This window comes from Rhodovulum sp. HP10, assembly GCF_047553435.1.
In the GTDB taxonomy this organism is placed as follows: Bacteria; Pseudomonadota; Alphaproteobacteria; order Rhodobacterales; family Rhodobacteraceae; genus Rhodovulum.
Genome location: NZ_CP180201.1, coordinates 1,996,510 through 2,012,293, shown reverse-complemented (window position 1 = coordinate 2,012,293; position 15,784 = coordinate 1,996,510). Strand labels below are relative to the sequence as shown.

14 protein-coding genes are annotated in these 15,784 nt (G+C 65.6%); 6 read left to right on the top strand and 8 right to left on the bottom strand.

Annotation, left to right across the window (positions count from 1 at the left end):
* Positions 1–3: 3 nt before the first annotated feature.
* From hemW to rph, 3 genes are read right to left on the bottom strand one after another with little or no spacing between them, the layout of a single operon-like run.
* The gene (hemW, locus tag ACK8CO_RS09360; RefSeq protein ID WP_414898952.1) at positions 4–1,167 is read right to left on the bottom strand and encodes a radical SAM family heme chaperone HemW; all 1,164 of its coding nucleotides are present in this window, start codon (positions 1,165–1,167) and stop codon (positions 4–6) included.
* Positions 1,157–1,765, bottom strand: a complete 609-nt coding sequence (gene rdgB, locus ACK8CO_RS09355) for an RdgB/HAM1 family non-canonical purine NTP pyrophosphatase (protein ID WP_080614764.1) — start codon at positions 1,763–1,765, stop codon at positions 1,157–1,159. Before rdgB ends, hemW begins: the two co-directional genes overlap by 11 nt.
* A gap of 4 nt (positions 1,766–1,769) precedes the next feature.
* Complete coding sequence (gene rph / locus ACK8CO_RS09350) at positions 1,770–2,486, bottom strand: ribonuclease PH (RefSeq protein ID WP_414898951.1); 717 nt, start codon at positions 2,484–2,486, stop codon at positions 1,770–1,772.
* Positions 2,487–2,657: 171 nt separating this feature from the next.
* Here rph and hrcA point away from each other — a divergent pair, with 171 nt between their 5' ends.
* Positions 2,658–3,698 (top strand): heat-inducible transcriptional repressor HrcA, encoded by a 1,041-nt coding sequence (hrcA, locus tag ACK8CO_RS09345; RefSeq protein WP_231119324.1) that lies wholly within the window; start codon positions 2,658–2,660, stop codon positions 3,696–3,698.
* 3 nt (positions 3,699–3,701) lie between these two features.
* On the top strand, positions 3,702–4,250 hold the full coding sequence (locus ACK8CO_RS09340) for a nucleotide exchange factor GrpE (protein ID WP_080614766.1): 549 nt from the start codon (positions 3,702–3,704) through the stop codon (positions 4,248–4,250).
* 63 nt (positions 4,251–4,313) lie between these two features.
* Here the strand turns inward: ACK8CO_RS09340 and mutS are convergent, their stop codons facing one another.
* Positions 4,314–6,944: a DNA mismatch repair protein MutS gene (gene mutS, locus ACK8CO_RS09335; RefSeq protein WP_414899006.1), complete on the bottom strand. Its 2,631-nt coding sequence runs from the start codon at positions 6,942–6,944 to the stop codon at positions 4,314–4,316.
* A 200-nt stretch (positions 6,945–7,144) separates the two neighbouring features.
* Between mutS and ACK8CO_RS09330 the strand changes: the two genes are divergently transcribed.
* Positions 7,145–7,816 carry a YrbL family protein gene (locus ACK8CO_RS09330; RefSeq protein ID WP_414898950.1) on the top strand — a complete coding sequence of 224 codons (672 nt, stop codon included), beginning with the start codon at positions 7,145–7,147 and terminating at the stop codon, positions 7,814–7,816.
* Between the two features lie 15 nt (positions 7,817–7,831).
* Positions 7,832–10,090, top strand: a complete 2,259-nt coding sequence (locus ACK8CO_RS09325) for an NADP-dependent malic enzyme (RefSeq protein ID WP_080614768.1) — start codon at positions 7,832–7,834, stop codon at positions 10,088–10,090.
* A 4-nt stretch (positions 10,091–10,094) separates the two neighbouring features.
* On the opposite strand, the gene msrA is transcribed toward ACK8CO_RS09325, so the two are convergent.
* Both msrA and ACK8CO_RS09315 read right to left on the bottom strand, forming a co-directional pair.
* On the bottom strand, positions 10,095–10,721 hold the full coding sequence (gene msrA / locus ACK8CO_RS09320) for a peptide-methionine (S)-S-oxide reductase MsrA (RefSeq protein ID WP_414899005.1): 627 nt from the start codon (positions 10,719–10,721) through the stop codon (positions 10,095–10,097).
* Positions 10,722–10,882: 161 nt separating this feature from the next.
* Positions 10,883–12,115 carry an argininosuccinate synthase gene (locus tag ACK8CO_RS09315; protein WP_414898949.1) on the bottom strand — a complete coding sequence of 411 codons (1,233 nt, stop codon included), beginning with the start codon at positions 12,113–12,115 and terminating at the stop codon, positions 10,883–10,885.
* A gap of 129 nt (positions 12,116–12,244) precedes the next feature.
* Here ACK8CO_RS09315 and ilvA point away from each other — a divergent pair, with 129 nt between their 5' ends.
* Positions 12,245–13,492 carry a threonine ammonia-lyase IlvA gene (gene ilvA / locus ACK8CO_RS09310; RefSeq protein WP_414898948.1) on the top strand — a complete coding sequence of 416 codons (1,248 nt, stop codon included), beginning with the start codon at positions 12,245–12,247 and terminating at the stop codon, positions 13,490–13,492.
* 14 nt (positions 13,493–13,506) lie between these two features.
* On the opposite strand, the gene ACK8CO_RS09305 is transcribed toward ilvA, so the two are convergent.
* Positions 13,507–13,836, bottom strand: a complete 330-nt coding sequence (locus tag ACK8CO_RS09305) for an Hpt domain-containing protein (RefSeq protein WP_080614771.1) — start codon at positions 13,834–13,836, stop codon at positions 13,507–13,509.
* 182 nt (positions 13,837–14,018) lie between these two features.
* Here ACK8CO_RS09305 and ACK8CO_RS09300 point away from each other — a divergent pair, with 182 nt between their 5' ends.
* Positions 14,019–15,278: a PP2C family protein-serine/threonine phosphatase gene (locus tag ACK8CO_RS09300; RefSeq protein ID WP_414898947.1), complete on the top strand. Its 1,260-nt coding sequence runs from the start codon at positions 14,019–14,021 to the stop codon at positions 15,276–15,278.
* On the opposite strand, the gene ACK8CO_RS09295 is transcribed toward ACK8CO_RS09300, so the two are convergent.
* The gene (locus ACK8CO_RS09295) at positions 15,275–15,721 is read right to left on the bottom strand and encodes an NUDIX hydrolase (protein WP_414898946.1); all 447 of its coding nucleotides are present in this window, start codon (positions 15,719–15,721) and stop codon (positions 15,275–15,277) included. The genes ACK8CO_RS09300 and ACK8CO_RS09295 overlap by 4 nt on opposite strands.
* Between the last annotated feature and the right edge of the window lie 63 nt (positions 15,722–15,784).

The window sequence follows — 15,784 nt, the reverse complement described above, 5'->3', positions numbered from 1 at the left end:
GACTCAATCGGGCAGCAGTGCGCGGATCACCGCATTCAGCACTGCTCGGCCCGCCGATGTGGCCCGCAGGAAACCGTTATCGACCACGATCAGGCCGAGTTCAGACAATTCCTTGATTTTATTGGAATTTAGTGGCGCGCCTGCCATTCTTTCCTGCCGCGACAGTGACAGACCGCGGGCAAGACGCAGGCCCATCATCAGATATTCCGCAGCCTGATCTGCAGGCAAAACCGCAGCTCGGGACAGCTCGCCGGTGCCAGTGCGTTCGACGCGTTCGAGCCAGGCGGTGGGGGCCAGCGGAGTTTCGGTGGCCTGGCGCCGACCGGAAAGCGTCAGGCGGCCATGTGCCCCCGGTCCGATCCCGGCATAATCGCCGGCCTGCCAATAGATCAGGTTATGCCGCGACTCGGCGCCGGGCCGGGCATGGTTCGACACCTCATAGGCGGGCAATCCGGCGGCGTCGCATCTCTCTTGCGTCAATTCGTAGAGATCGGCGCCGAGATCCTCGTCGGGCAACCCTTTCAGCCCGCCGCGTGCCAGCCGGTCGCCAAAGGCGGTGCCGGCTTCGACGGTGAGCTGGTAAAGCGAAAGGTGATCGATCGCCATCGCCAGAGCCTCGTCGAGTTCCGCGCGCCAGGCCGCGAGGCTTTGGGCTTGCCGGGCATAGATCAGATCGAAGCTGACCCGCGGAAAGCGGGTCCGGGCGATGTCGAAGGCGGCGCGGGCCTCGGCCACGCTGTGCGTGCGCCCGAGCCGCCTGAGATCGGCATCGTTCAGCGCCTGGACGCCAAGCGAGACCCGGTTGACGCCGGCTTCGGCAAATCCCGTGAAACGTCCGGCCTCGACCGAGGTCGGATTGGCCTCGAGCGTCACCTCGATGTCATTTGCGGGCGTCCAGACCGACCGGGCGGTCTCGAGAATGGCGCCGACCAGCTCGGGCGGCATCAGGCTGGGCGTGCCGCCGCCGAAAAAGACGGTGTTCAGGACACGCGGGCCGGTTTCGGCGCCGAGGCGGCGGATTTCCGAAATATAGGCGTTCTGCCAGCGTTTCGTGTCTATCTCGGCCGAAACATGGCTGTTGAAGTCGCAATAGGGGCATTTCGACAGGCAGAACGGCCAGTGGACGTACAGCCCGAACCCGCCCTCCTGCCAGTCTTCAGCGGTCAAACAGGCTCACCAGTTTCTCGAAGGCGCGGGCGCGATGGCTGATCCGGTTCTTTTCCCAGCGGTCCATTTCGCCGAAGGTGATGTCATGGCCGTCGGGCTGAAAGATCGGGTCGAAGCCATGGCCCTGATCGCCGCGCATCGGCCAGACGATGCGCCCGGGCATGCGGCCCTCGAACACCTCGTCATGACCATCGGGCCAGGCCAGCACGAAGGTACAGCAGAATTGCGCGCTCCGGGGCTCGGGGGCATTCGCCTCCTCGAGCCTGGTCCAGACCTTTTCCATCGCCATCGGGAAGTCGCGGCCAGAGCCTGTCTCGGCCCAATCGGCGGTATAGACGCCCGGCGCGCCCCCGAGCGCGTCGACCGCAAGCCCGCTATCGTCGGCCAGGGCAGGAAGCCCGGTGGCCTTCGCCGCGGCATGGGCCTTGATCCGGGCATTGCCGACGAATGTATCCTCGGTCTCGTCCGGTTCAGGCAGGTCATGTTCGGCCGCGCCGGTGACGGAAATGCCGAAAGGCTTCAGCAGGTCTGCGATCTCTTCGAGCTTGCCGCTGTTATGGGTCGCCACCAGCAGCGTCTTTCCGTCAAACCGGCGCATGGGCTCAGCCTCCGATCGCGGCTTTCTGGGCGGCGACAAGCTCGGCCACACCCTTTTCGGCCAGATCGAGCAACGCGTTCATCTGGTCGCGGCTATAGGTCGAGCCCTCGGCCGACATCTGCACCTCGATCAGCTTGCCGGAGCCGGTCATCACGAAATTGCCGTCGACGCCGGCCTCGCTGTCTTCGGGATAGTCCAGGTCCAGCACCGGCTGGCCGGCATAGATCCCGCAGGAGACGGCCGCGACCGGATCGACCAGCGGGTCCGAGATCACCTCGCCGGTCTTCATCAGCTTGTTCACGGCCAGCCGCAGCGCGACCCAGCCGCCGGTGATCGAGGCGCAGCGGGTGCCGCCATCGGCCTGGATCACGTCGCAGTCGATGGTGATCTGGCGTTCGCCAAGCGCCACGCGGTCGACGCCCGCGCGCAGGCTGCGGCCGATCAGGCGCTGGATCTCGACGGTACGGCCGCCCTGCTTGCCCTGGGCCGCCTCGCGGCGCATCCGCGTGGTCGTGGCCCGCGGCAGCATCCCGTATTCGGCGGTGACCCAGCCGAGGCCCGAATTCTTCAGGAAGGGCGGGACCCGCTCTTCCAGCGTCGCGGTGCAAAGCACATGGGTATCGCCCATGCGGATCAGGCACGAGCCTTCGGCATGCTTGGTCACGCCGGTTTCGATTGAAACCGGACGAAGTTCGCTTACATCACGACGGGATGGGCGCATCGGACTGTCCTTTTATTGGTTTTGAAGCTTTGCTCCCATGAGCCGGACGCCGATGCAACCCCGATTGATGGTCCTGTTGACGGGCCCGATTGACGACATCGGGATCTTCCCTTTAATGGCACCGCTTCGACGGAGGCGCGGCAGGTGAGCACCCAAGGCATTCTCGAAGAGATGAACGATCGCTCGCGCGAGGTGTTTCGCCGCGTGGTCGAGGGCTATCTCGAATCCGGCGACCCGGTGGGGTCGCGCACGCTGACCCGGACGATGAGCGAGAAGGTCAGCGCCGCCACCATCCGCAACGTGATGCAGGATCTCGAGTTTCTCGGTCTGCTGAACAGTCCGCATGTCTCGGCCGGGCGGGTCCCGACGCAGCTCGGGCTCAGGATGTTTGTCGACGGGCTTCTGGAGGTCCGCGACCTCAGGGAGGAGGATCGCGAGAAGATCGACGCGACGCTCGGGGCGAACACCTCCGATGTGGGTGCGCTTCTCGACCGGGTGGGGGCCGCGCTGTCAGGGGCGACCCATGGCGCCAGCCTGGTTCTCGCGCCCAAGCACGAGGCGCCGATCAGGCATATCGAATTCGTGAGCCTCGGCGCCGACCGGGCGCTGACGGTTCTGGTCTTTGCCGACGGTCATGTCGAGAACCGACTGTTCCAGCCATCGCCGGGGCAGACGCCCTCCTCGATGCGCGAGGCCGCCAATTTCCTCAACGCGCTGGCCGAAGGACGGACGCTGAGCGAGTTGCGCGACACGATGAAGGTCGAGATCGCGCGGCGCCGGCAGGAGCTTGACGATCTGGCCCGGGTCATGGTCGAGGCCGGGCTCGCGGTGTGGGAGAACGATGGCCATGATCAGGCGCGGCTGATCGTGCGCGGCCGGGCCAATCTTCTGTCCGATCCGGCAGAGGCCGCCGATCTCGACCGGATCCGGAGCCTGTTCGACGATCTGGAACGCAAGCGCGACATCGCCGAGTTTCTCGAGCTGGCCGAGGAGGGCGAGGGCGTGCGCATCTTCATCGGCTCCGAGAACAAGCTTTTTTCACTTTCGGGTTCCTCTTTGGTGGTCTCTCCATATATGAACGCTGACCGGAAGATCATTGGCGCCGTGGGGGTGATCGGGCCGACCCGGCTGAACTACGGACGGATCGTACCGATCGTGGATTACACCGCCCAGCTGGTGGGCAAGCTGATCGCCGACCGCGGCAAGGGATGAAAGATGGCAGAACCTGAAAAGACCGAACTCGACGACGTAGAGACCGAGACCGCAGCCGAAATCGACCCCCCCGAGCTCACTGCCGAGGAAATCGAGGCTTTGAAGGCCGAACGGGACGAGCTCCGCGACCGGTTCATGCGGGCGCTGGCCGATGCCGAGAATGCGCGCAAACGGGCCGACCGCGACCGCCGCGAGGCCGAGAATTACGGCGGCTCGAAACTCGCCCGCGACATGCTGCCGGTCTATGACAACCTTTCCCGCGCGCTCGAGGTCGTCACCGACGAGCAACGCGAGGCGAATGCGGCACTGCTCGAAGGGGTCGAGCTGACCCTGCGCGAGCTTCTGAACGTCTTTGCCAAGCATGGCATCGAACGGGTGGCCCCCGAGGCGGGCGACAAATTCGATCCGCAGCTGCATCAGGCGATGTTCGAGGCTCCGGTCCCCGAGACCAAGGCCGGCGACATCATCCAGGTGATGGCCGTCGGCTTCATGCTGCATGACAGGTTGCTGCGTCCGGCACAGGTCGGCGTGTCCTCGACACCCGCCTCCTGAGAGCGGACCGTTTCACGGGAAACGCCCGACCCACCGGTCGGGCGTTCTTGTTTGCAAAAGGCTCTATTCCGGTTCTGCCAGCGCTTTCAGCTCGTAGATCAGGTCCAGCGCCTCGCGCGGGCTCAGCTCGTCGGGATGGATCGCCGACAGCCGGTTTGCCAGAGGCGAGGGACCTGCGGGCGCGGGCTTCGGCGGTTGCGGGATCGCCGCGGCCGAGAACAGCGGCAGATCGTCGATCAGAGCAGAGGGCGTCCGCCCGCCCTCGCGTTCGCCCCGTTCCAGCGCGTCAAGCACCACCCGGGCGCGCTCGACGACACTGTCTGGCAGGCCCGCCAGCCGCGCCACCTGCACCCCGTAGGACCGGTCCGCCGCGCCCTTGCGCACCTCGTGCAGGAAGATCACGTCGCCTTCCCATTCCTTCACCGCAACGGTGGCGTTTTCGACGCCCGAGAGCTTTTGCGTCAGCGCCGTCATCTCGTGGTAATGGGTGGCAAAGAGCGCGCGGCAGCGGTTCGCGTCATGCAGATGCTCGAGCGTCGCCCAGGCGATGGACAGCCCGTCATAGGTGGCGGTGCCGCGTCCGATCTCGTCGAGGATCACCAGCGCCCGGTCGTCGGCCTGATTGAGGATCGCGGCGGTCTCGACCATCTCGACCATGAAGGTCGAGCGTCCGCGCGCCAGATCGTCCGCGGCGCCGACCCGGCTGAAAAGCTGCGACACCAATCCGATATGGGCCGAGGCGGCGGGCACGAAGCTGCCCGCCTGTGCCAGCAGCGCGATCAGCGCATTCTGCCGCAGGAAGGTCGATTTGCCCGACATGTTGGGCCCGGTCAGAAGCCAGATCGCGGCGCCGCTTCCGGCCTGGGCCAGATCGCAGTCATTGGCGATGAAGGGGGCGCCGCCCTGACGCCTCAGCGCGCGTTCCACCACCGGGTGACGTCCGCCCGCCACGTCAAAGGCGCGGCTGTCATCGACCAGCGGCTCGCACCAGTCCTCGCCCCGGGCCAGATCGGCAAGCCCGGTCGCAAGGTCGATCTCGGCCAGGGCCGCAGCGGCCTGACCGACCGGGCCCGCGCAGTCAAGAATGGCGCCTTTCAGGCTGTCATAGAGCCGTTTTTCGATCTCCAGCGCCCGGTTCCCGGCATTCAGGATGCGGGTTTCCAGTTCCGACAGCTCGACCGTGGTGAAGCGCAGCGCATTGGCCGTGGTCTGGCGGTGGATGAAGGTATCCGACAGCGGCGGCGACAGCATCCGTTCGGCATGGGTGGCGGTGACCTCGATGAAATAGCCCAGCACGTTGTTGTGCTTGATCTTCAGTGAGGAAATCCCGGTTTCTTCGGCAAAGCCCGCCTGCATCCGCGCGATCACGCCACGGCCCTCGTCGCGCAGCGTGCGTGCCTCGTCCAGCCCGGTATCGAAGCCCGTGGCGATGAAACCGCCATCGCGGACCAGCAGCGGCGGTTCGGCCACCAGAGCCCGGTCGAGCAGATCGCAAAGCGTGTCATGCCCGGTCAGCGCCGCCCGCGCATCGCTCAGCGTTTGCGGCAGCCCGTCGTCCAGAAGCCCGGCCACGTCCGCGGCCTGGGTCAGCCCGTTGCGGATCGCCGCCAGATCCCGCGGCCCGCCCCGGTCGAGCCCCAGCCGCGACAGCGCCCGGTCGATATCGGGGCATTTCCGCAGGCTGTCGCGCAGGGCGGCGCAAAGCCCGGCATCCTCGACCAGCGCCCGGACCGCCGCGAGCCGGGCATGGATCGTCGGCAGATCGCGCGAGGGGCTGGAGATCCGCCGTTCCAGCAGCCGCGCGCCTGCGGCGGTGACGCTGCGGTCGATGGCCGCCAGCAGGCTGCCCTCGCGGCCGCCGGACAGGCTGGCGGTCAGTTCCAGATTGCGGCGGGTCGCGGCGTCGATCTGCATGGTGCCGCCCATCGCCTCGCGCACCGGCGGGCGCAGGAGCGGCAGCTTGCCCTTCTGGGTGATCTCCAGATAGTCGACCAGCGCCCCCATCGCCGACAGCTCGGCGCGCGAGAAGGTGCCGAAGCCCTCGAGCGTGCCCACCGAGAACAGCCCGGTCAGACGGGTTTCGGCCGAGCTGCTGTCGAAGCTCGCGCGCGAGAGCGGCGTGACCGAGGCGCCGGATTCAGAGACTATCTCGGCCCAATCGCGTTCTGTTGCCTCGTTCAGAAGCACTTCGCGCGGGGCCAGACGTGCGAGTTCGGCGCCCAGCCGCACGCCCGGGCAGCCCATGGTGCGAAAGGCGCCGGTCGAGATGTCGACCCAGGCCAGCGCGGCCTCGCCCCTGACCTCGGCGAAGGCGGCAAGGAAGTTGTGGCGCCGCGCCTCCAGCAGCGTTTCCTCGGTCAGCGTGCCCGGCGTGACCAGCCTGACCACGTCGCGCTTCACGACCGATTTCGAGCCGCGCTTCTTGGCCTCGGCCGGGTCTTCCATCTGTTCGCAGACCGCGACCCGGAACCCCTTGCGGATCAGCGTCAGCAGATAGCTTTCAGCGGCATGGACGGGTACGCCGCACATCGGGATGTCCTCGCCCAGATGCTTGCCGCGCTTGGTCAGCGCGATGTCCAGCGCCTGGGCCGCAGCCACGGCGTCATCGAAGAACATCTCGTAGAAATCGCCCATCCGATAGAACAGCAGCGCGCCCGGATGGGCGCGCTTGATTTCCAGATATTGCGCCATCATCGGCGTCACGGTGCTGGGCGTATCGCTCACCCGATCTCTCCCTCGGCTGACCTGCTGCACCCTAGAGAACGTCACAACCGAGGAAAAGAGCGATTGGTCGCGCCATCGCCCGGAAGGAGCGAGCCAGTTCCATATTGTGACAGGTCTGTCAGTCCGTTAGGTACATGCGGTCTCAGCGAGACGATGAATTTGGTACCGGTATGCTATTGAATCGAAAGCGCCTTATCCTGCGGGACAAACCGCAAGTCGCACGCGGCAACAAGCGCGCGCTGTTTCTCATCGACGGCTATCCCGATGTCGTGGTCAAGGTGGTTCTGCCCCGCGAGGGCGGCACCAACATGACCTGGTACAAACGCTTGCTGCGCCGCTTTTTGCCCTCGACCAACTATCGCTTCCTGTTTCGCGAATACAAATGCTACCTGGCGGCCAAACTGGCGCAGGCCGGCCAGTCCGGCGCCCTGCCGATCGTCGAGCTGCGGGGTCTGGTGCAGACCGATCTGGGCCCGGGGATGATCGCGGAACGGATCACGGATGGGAAAGGAAACCTGGGCACCAGCCTGCGCGAGATGATCCTGCGCAACGAGTTCCAGGAGCACCATCTGGAGTTGTTGAACGATTTCGTGCGGCGGATCTTTGCGTGGCGCGTTCGCGCGAATGACCTGAGCCCGAGCAATATTCTTTTTGGTCAGAGGGCCGGGGTCCCCCAATTCGTGCTTGTTGACGGCCTCGGGGACAGTCATCTAATTCCGTTACGAACCTGGTCCAGCCACCTCAACGAGCGAAGCCTGTGCAAACGCTTTGAGGATACGAGCCGCGTGACCGGATTGACCTGGGATGCGAAAGACCGCGTTTTCGGCCTTCCGCGCCGTTAGATAAGGATCTGCGCCTTGAGCAAGACGACCCGCCCGACCCCCGAAGAGGCGCTGAGTTATCATATCGATCCCGTGCCGGGGAAATACGAGATCGTGGCGACCAAGCCCATGACCACCCAGCGCGACCTCAGCCTGGCCTACAGCCCGGGCGTGGCGGTGCCGGTTCAGGCCATCGCCGATGCGCCCGAGACCGCCTATGACTACACCTGCAAGGGCAACATGGTCGCCGTCATCTCGAACGGCACCGCGATCCTCGGCATGGGCAATCTGGGCGCGCTGGCCTCGAAGCCGGTGATGGAGGGCAAGTCGGTCCTGTTCAAGCGCTTTGCCGATGTGAACGCGGTCGATATCGAGCTGGATACCGAGGACCCCGAAGAGATCATCCGGGCGGTGCGGCTGATGGGGCCGACCTTCGGCGGCATCAACCTGGAGGACATCAAGGCGCCCGAGTGCTTCATCATCGAGCAGCGGCTCAAGGAAGAGATGGACATTCCGGTCTTCCATGACGACCAGCACGGCACCGCGGTGATCTGCGCAGCGGGACTGATCAACGCGCTGCACCTGTCGGGCAAGAAGATCGAGGAATGCCGGATCGTGCTGAACGGCGCCGGTGCGGCCGGGATCGCCTGCCTGGAACTGGTCAAGTCGATGGGGGCGAAGCATGACAACTGCATCGCCTGCGATACCAAGGGTGTGATCTATCAGGGCCGCACCGAGGGCATGAACCAGTGGAAATCGGCCCATGCCGCCCATACCGATGCCCGCACGCTGGAAGAGGCGATGGTGGGCGCCGACGTATTCCTGGGCGTCAGCGCAAAGGGCGCGGTGACGCCCGGGATGGTGGCCTCGATGGCCGAGAACCCGGTCATCTTCGCGATGGCGAATCCCGATCCCGAGATCACGCCCGAAGAGGCGCAGGAGGTCAGGCCCGATGCCATCGTCGCGACCGGCCGGTCGGACTATCCGAACCAGGTCAACAACGTGCTGGGCTTTCCCTATCTCTTCCGCGGCGCGCTAGACATCCATGCCCGGGCGATCAATGACGAGATGAAGATCGCCTGCGCCGAGGCGCTGGCCGCACTTGCGCGCGAGGATGTGCCTGACGAGGTCGCCATGGCCTATGGCAAGAAACTGACCTTCGGGCGCGATTACATCATTCCGACGCCTTTCGATCCGCGTCTGATCTATACCATTCCGCCGGCGGTGGCGCGCGCGGGGATGGATACCGGCGTGGCGCGGCGGCCCATCGTCGACATGGACGAGTACGAACAGCGGCTGAAGGCGCGGATGGATCCCACCGCCTCGATCCTGTCGGGGATCGCGGCGCGCGCCAAGGCCGCACAGGCGCGCATGATCTTTGCCGAGGGCGATGACGAGAGGGTGCTGCGCGCCGCGGTCGGCTATCACCGTGCGGGCTATGGCCAGGCCATCGTCGTCGGCCGCGAGGCCGAGGTGAGGGAAAAGCTCGAACAGGCCGGTCTGGGCGATGCCTATCGCGAGATCGAGGTGGTCAATGCCGCCAATACCCGCCATCTCGAGTCCTATCGCGCGTTCCTCTATCAACGGCTGCAGCGCAAGGGCTTCGACACCCATGACATCAACCGGCTTGCCGCGCGCGACCGGCATGTGTTCTCGGCGCTGATGCTGGCGCATGGCCATGGCGATGCGCTGGTGACCGGCGCGACGCGGAAATCGGCCCATGTGCTGGAGCTGATCAACCACGTCTTCGACGCCCGCGCCCAGGACGGGGCGGTCGGCGTCACCGCGCTTCTTCACAAGGGCAAGATCGTCTTCATCGCCGATACGCTGGTGCATGAATGGCCCGAGGAAGAGGATCTGGCCAATATCGCGGTCCATGCGGCCGAAGTGGCGCGTGGCCTCGGCATCGAGCCGCGCGTGGCCTTCCTCAGCTTCTCGACCTTCGGCTATCCGGTCAGCGAGCGGGCGACCAAGATGCATCGTGCCTCCGAGGTGCTGGCCAAACGCGGTGTCGATTTCGAATTCGACGGCGAGATGACGGTCGATGTGGCACTGAACCCGACCGCGATGGCGCGCTATCCGTTCTGTCGCCTGTCGGGGCCTGCCAATGTGCTGGTGGTGCCGGCCCGGCATTCGGCCTCGATCTCGGTCAAGCTGATGCAGGAAATGGCAGGGGCCACGGTGATCGGTCCGATCCTCGCAGGTGTCGAGAAGCCGATCCAGATCTGCTCCACGGTCTCGACGGTCAACGACATCCTGAACATGGCCTTGCTGGCCGCCTGCGAGGTCGGCTGAGCCGTCAGGACCCTGAAAAGGCTGCCGCGTCGCCCCAGAGGGCTTTGACCCGGGCGTCGCGGCCGCAGGCCTTGCGGTAGAGCTTGTAGGCCTCGGCCTTCGATTTCGGTCCAAACCGGGTCAGGATCAGGCCGGTCTGCCGGTAGTAGTCCTGGTGATAGGCCTCGGCCTCGTAGAACGGCCCGGCCTCGAGGACCGGGGTCACGATCTCCTGCGACAGGGCGCTCCGGGCCTCGGCCTTCGCGGCCTCTGCCGCCTCTCTTTCGGCCGGATCAGAGACGAAAATAGCCGTGCGATAGCTGTCTCCGCGGTCGCAGAACTGCCCGCCCGGATCGGTCGGATCGACAGACCGGAAGAACAGCGACAGGAGTTCGGGATAGCTGACCCGCTCCGGATCATAGGTGATGCGGACCGCCTCGTAATGACCGGTGCCGCCATGCGAGACATCGCGATAGGTGGGGTTTTCCAGGGTGCCGCCGGTATAGCCCGAGACCACCCCGCTCACGCCCGGAACGCTTTCGAAATCGGCCTCGACGCACCAGAAGCAGCCGCCCGCGAAGATCGCGGTTTCGGGCTCTGTGGCCTGTGCCCTGCCGCCCTTGACCATGTAGCCGAGCACGAGCGCCAGCATCAGCAGAACCGGTTTCATCGCCTTGAGGGACATCGCCATGGCCTGTCGTCCTTTTCCGTCTCGGGGCGGAGGATAGGCATCCGGAGATCGGCCGTGAAACCCACAAGCGCGTGAGGTCACGAAGGCGGGACCGGCACGGTTGGGCCGGTCCCGCGAGGGGCTCAGCCCTTGAGCTTGCGGTTCCGCATCGCCAGCAGCCGCAGCCGCAGCGCGTTCAGCTTAATGAAGCCGGCGGCGTCCTTCTGGTCATAGGCGCCCGCATCGTCCTCGAAGGTGACATGGCTCTCGGAGTAGAGAGAGGCCTCGGACCAGCGGCCGACGGTGCGCGCCGACCCCTTGTAAAGCTTCAGCCGGACGGTGCCCGAGACATGCTCCTGGCTCTTGTCGATCAGCGCCTGCAGCATCTCGCGTTCGGGGCTGAACCAGAAGCCGTTATAGATCAGCTCGGCATATTTCGGCATCAGCTCGTCTTTCAGATGCGCCGCGCCGCGGTCGAGCGTGATCTGCTCGATGCCGCGATGGGCCTCCAGCAGGACGGTGCCGCCGGGGGTCTCGTAGATGCCGCGCGACTTCATGCCGACGAAGCGGCCCTCGACCAGATCGAGCCGGCCGATGCCGTGCTTGCCGCCCAGCTCGTTCAGCTTCGTCAGAATGGTCGCAGGCGACATCGCCTCGCCATTGATCGCGACCGCGTCGCCCTTCTCGAAGGTCACTTCGATGTATTCGGGCTCGTTCGGCGCGTCCTCGGGGTTGACCGTGCGCTGATAGACATAATCGGGCGCGTCCTCGGCGGGGTTTTCGAGAACCTTGCCCTCGGAGGAGGTGTGCAGAAGGTTCGCATCGACCGAGAAGGGGGCCTCGCCGCGCTTGTCCTTGGCAATCGGGATCTGGTTCTGTTCGGCGAAGTCCAGCAGCTTGGTGCGGCTGGTCAGGTTCCATTCGCGCCAGGGGGCGATGACCTTGATATCGGGGTTCAGCGCATAGGCGGCCAGTTCGAAGCGCACCTGGTCGTTGCCCTTGCCGGTGGCGCCATGGGCTACGGCATCGGCGCCGGTCGCCTCGGCGATCTCGATCAGCCGTTTCGAGATCAGCGGACGCGCGATCGAGGTGCCCAGGAGGTACAGCCCCTCATAGACCGCGTTGGCCCGGAACATCGGGAACACGAAGTCGCGGACGAATTCCTCGCGCAGATCCTCGATGAAGATCTCGGAGGCGCCCATCATCTCGGCCTTCTTGCGGGCGGGCTCCAGTTCTTCGCCCTGACCGAGATCGGCGGTGAAGGTGACGACCTCGCAACCATATTCGGTTTGCAGCCATTTCAGGATGATCGAGGTGTCGAGCCCCCCCGAATAGGCCAGGACAACTTTCTTGGGCGCGGATTTCGGCGTGGACATGGAGCCACCTTTCGACTGTCGGACAACGCGCGGCGGATAGCCCTTTTCCGCCGACAGGGCAAGGGAACCCGCGATTTGCGGGCTTCGGCGCCGCTTGCACCCGGCGCCGATCCGCGCCAATGCTGCGCCATGACCGATTTCGCCGAAAAGGCGCGTGCTGCCGAAAAGGCGATGCGCGCGCTGTTCCCGCCCACACCGCTGCAGCACAACCTGCATCTGTCCGAGCGCTACAAGGCCGATATCTGGCTCAAGCGCGAAGATCTCAGCCCGGTGCGCTCCTACAAGCTGCGCGGGGCCTTCAACGCCATGCGCAAGGTGCTGGCGGGTGCGCCCGAGGCGCCGGTCTTCGTCTGTGCGAGCGCGGGCAACCATGCCCAGGGCGTGGCCTTTGCCTGCCGCCATTTCGGGGTGCGGGGCGTGATCTTCATGCCGGTGACGACACCCCAACAGAAGATCGGCAAGACGAGGGTCTTCGGCGGCGACAATATCGAGATCCGGCTGACCGGCGATTATTTCGACGACACGCTGGCCTCGGCCCAGGAGTATTGCCGCGAGGCGGGCGGTCATTTCCTCGCTCCCTTCGACGACGAGGACGTGATCGAGGGCCAGGCTTCGGTCGCGGTCGAGATGATGTCGGTGCTCTATCACACACCCGACATGGTGATCCTGCCGGTGGGCGGCGGCGGTCTTGCGGCCGGCGTGGTGTCGTTCCTGCGCGAGACCGCGCCCGAGATCGGCTTCCGCTTTGTCGAGCCGGTGGGCGGCGCCTCGCTGACTGCGGCGCTGGCCGAGGGCGCGCCGGTGACGCTGCCGAAGGTCGACACCTTCGTCGACGGCGCGGCGGTGGCGCGGATCGGGGCGCGGACCTTCGACCGGCTTCGCGGCATCGATCCGGCCCAGGTGCTCTGCGCGCCCGAGGACCGGATCTGCACCACCATCCTCGAATTGCTGAATGTCGAGGGGATCGTGCTCGAGCCCGCAGGCGCGATGTCGGTCGACGTGTTGCCCCAGCTTGCCGACGAGATCGCGGGCAAGTCGGTGATCTGCGTCACCTCGGGCGGGAATTTCGATTTCGAGCGGCTGCCCGAGGTCAAGGAACGCGCCCAGCGGTTTTCCGGGCTGAAGAAGTATTTCATTCTGCGGATGCCGCAGCGGCCGGGCGCATTGCGCGATTTTCTCGACCTGCTGGGACCGGAGGACGATATTGCCCGCTTCGAGTATCTCAAGAAATCGGCCCGTAATTTCGGCACTGTCCTGATCGGGATCGAAACCGCCGATGCGCGCAACTTCGCCGCGCTTTTCGCGCGCATGGATGCTCAGGGCCTGAGCTATCGCGACATTACCGACGATCCGACGCTGGCCGATTTCCTGATCTGACCGGGGCCGGAAGCTCAGGCGACGTCGCGCCGGATCCAGGCCTTGGCCAGAAGCTCGGCCTTGGCGCTGGCATAGGCCGCAAGCAAAGGGGCCAGATCGATATCTTCGCGTTCCGCGAGCTGATGCTCGACGTCCTGGCAGCGCCTGCAGAAATCCCTGAAGCCGAGATTGAGCGCCGAGCCGCGCACGAAATGCAGGTCGGCCGCGAGATCGGCCGGGGCGCGCCCCGGGTCCAGACGACCGATCACCTCGTCGACCTCTTCGAGGAAAAGCTCCAGCACCTCGGCGAAGGCCTCTTCGCCGACTTCGCAACGCAATTCGTCAACGCGGGTCCAGTTAATCATCGTACTTGCTCCATCGGCGTACCTGCTCCATCGGCTTCTCGTATCCGCCCCGGGCGAAGACGCTGACGAACACGGCTTAACGGCTGCCTGAAACTACCCGGTCAGATTGGTCGAATTCGCGCATTCATGGGGCGTTAAGTCGGCGTCTCTATGAACATGTGCAGATCAGGACGGGGACTCCCGTGAACGCCCAACCAGAGTCACAGCCTCTCGACCCGACCGGGTCCAGCCTCGTCCGGCTGGTGCTTCTGGTCGATGACAGCCGCCTGCAGCGGCGCATTCTGCGCGCTTTGCTGGAACGCTGGGGATATGAGGTCGTCGAATGCGGTTCGGGCGAGGAGGCGCTTGCGATCTGCCGCGAGCGGCCGGTCGACCTGATCATCAGCGACTGGATGATGCCGGGCATGGACGGGCCCGAATTCTGCCGGGCCTTCCGGGCGCTGCCGCGCGAGAGCTACGGCTATTTCATCCTGCTGACCTCGAAATCCGAAACCGTCGAGATGATCCACGGGCTCGATGTCGGGGCCGACGAATTCCTTACCAAGCCGGTCAATGCCAGCGAGCTGCGCGCCCGTATCGCCTCGGGCGAACGTATCCTAAAGGCCGAACATCAGCTGCGCGAGAACAACCGGCAGCTCAGCGATGCGCTGGCCGAGCTGCGCATATTCTACGACGCGCTCGACCGCGATCTGGCCGAGGCGCGCAAGCTGCAGCAATCGCTGGTTCCCGAACGCCACCGCCGGTTCGGCGCCTCCGAAGTGTCGCTGCTGTTGCGGCCCTGCGGCCATGTCGGTGGCGATCTGGTCGGGTTCTTTCCCGCCGGTCCCGGCGAGGTCGGGCTGTTCTCGGCCGATGTCTCGGGCCATGGCATCAGCTCGGCCATGCTGACTGCGCGTCTGGCCGGGCTTCTGGGGTCGCGCTCGCCAGACCAGAACATCGCGCTGGAACCTGCGCCTGGCGGGCAGTACCGCGCCCGACCGCCCGAGGATGTCGCCGCGCATCTCAACCGTCTGTTCCTCGAGGATATCGAGACCGAGCATTACTTCACGCTTCTGCTGGCCATCGTGGCGCTCGATACCGGGCAGATGCGCTTTGTCCAGGCGGGCCACCCGCATCCGGTGCTGTGTCATCCCGATGGCGGCCTCGATTTCATCGGCGAGGGGGGGCTGCCGCTCGGGCTGATCCCGGGCGCCACATTCGAGCGCTGCGAGCTTCGCCTGCGGCCCGGCGACCGGCTGCTGATGGTGTCGGACGGAATCACCGAATGCCCGGCTCCGGACGGGACGCAACTGGGCGATGACGGGCTGCGTCACCTGATCGGGACCCATGCCGCGGCCCGCGGTCCGGCCTTTCTCGATGCGATCCGCGAGGGGCTGACCTTCTTTGCCGGGCGAGACGAGTTTCCCGATGACGTCTCGGCGGTCCTGTTCGAGTTCGGCTAGCTGCTCTGCGCCAGCCAGCGATGCAGCATCGCGCGGTCGCCGGCATTGCCCAACCGCCCGAGCGCCAGGTCGGGCGGCATCCAGACGGCGGTATGGCCGGGCTCGCCCGGCGCGCCATGGGGGCGGACGGGCCGGCCCAGATAGACGGTGCAGAGCTTCTCGGCCCAGATCTCGTATTCGGGCATGAAGGTGAAACGGCGGAACGCGCCCAGCCTGCGCCGCAGCGCGATCCGCCAGCCGGTTTCCTCGAAGACTTCGCGATGCAGCGCCTGGATCGGCGATTCGCCCGGATCGATGCCGCCGCCCGGAAGCTGGTATTCCGGAACCGGCGCCTGTTGATGGGTCAGCAGCAGCATCCCGTCGCGTTCGAGCAGCGCATAGGCGCCGGGCCGGAACCTGTAGCGTCGGTCGCGTTGCGCCGCCTCGCCGTATCTCCGGATCATCGCCGCCTCTTTGTGCTTGCCTTTCCGCCTCTATATAAGGCGGGTATGGCAAGGCCCAGACCC

What these genes read in the sequence shown, in the direction of transcription:
- rdgB (WP_080614764.1), bottom strand. Translation starts at nt 1,765, where the DNA reads ATGCGCCGGTTTGACGGAAAGACGCTGCTGGTGGCGACCCATAACAGC.
- rph (WP_414898951.1), bottom strand. Translation starts at nt 2,486, where the DNA reads ATGCGCCCATCCCGTCGTGATGTAAGCGAACTTCGTCCGGTTTCAATC.
- hrcA (WP_231119324.1), top strand. Translation starts at nt 2,658, where the DNA reads ATGAACGATCGCTCGCGCGAGGTGTTTCGCCGCGTGGTCGAGGGCTAT.
- ACK8CO_RS09340 (WP_080614766.1), top strand. Translation starts at nt 3,702, where the DNA reads ATGGCAGAACCTGAAAAGACCGAACTCGACGACGTAGAGACCGAGACC.
- mutS (WP_414899006.1), bottom strand. Translation starts at nt 6,944, where the DNA reads ATGATGGCGCAATATCTGGAAATCAAGCGCGCCCATCCGGGCGCGCTG.
- ACK8CO_RS09330 (WP_414898950.1), top strand. Translation starts at nt 7,145, where the DNA reads ATGCTATTGAATCGAAAGCGCCTTATCCTGCGGGACAAACCGCAAGTC.
- msrA (WP_414899005.1), bottom strand. Translation starts at nt 10,721, where the DNA reads ATGCTGGCGCTCGTGCTCGGCTACATGGTCAAGGGCGGCAGGGCACAG.
- ACK8CO_RS09315 (WP_414898949.1), bottom strand. Translation starts at nt 12,115, where the DNA reads ATGTCCACGCCGAAATCCGCGCCCAAGAAAGTTGTCCTGGCCTATTCG.
- ilvA (WP_414898948.1), top strand. Translation starts at nt 12,245, where the DNA reads ATGACCGATTTCGCCGAAAAGGCGCGTGCTGCCGAAAAGGCGATGCGC.
- ACK8CO_RS09305 (WP_080614771.1), bottom strand. Translation starts at nt 13,836, where the DNA reads ATGATTAACTGGACCCGCGTTGACGAATTGCGTTGCGAAGTCGGCGAA.
- ACK8CO_RS09295 (WP_414898946.1), bottom strand. Translation starts at nt 15,721, where the DNA reads ATGATCCGGAGATACGGCGAGGCGGCGCAACGCGACCGACGCTACAGG.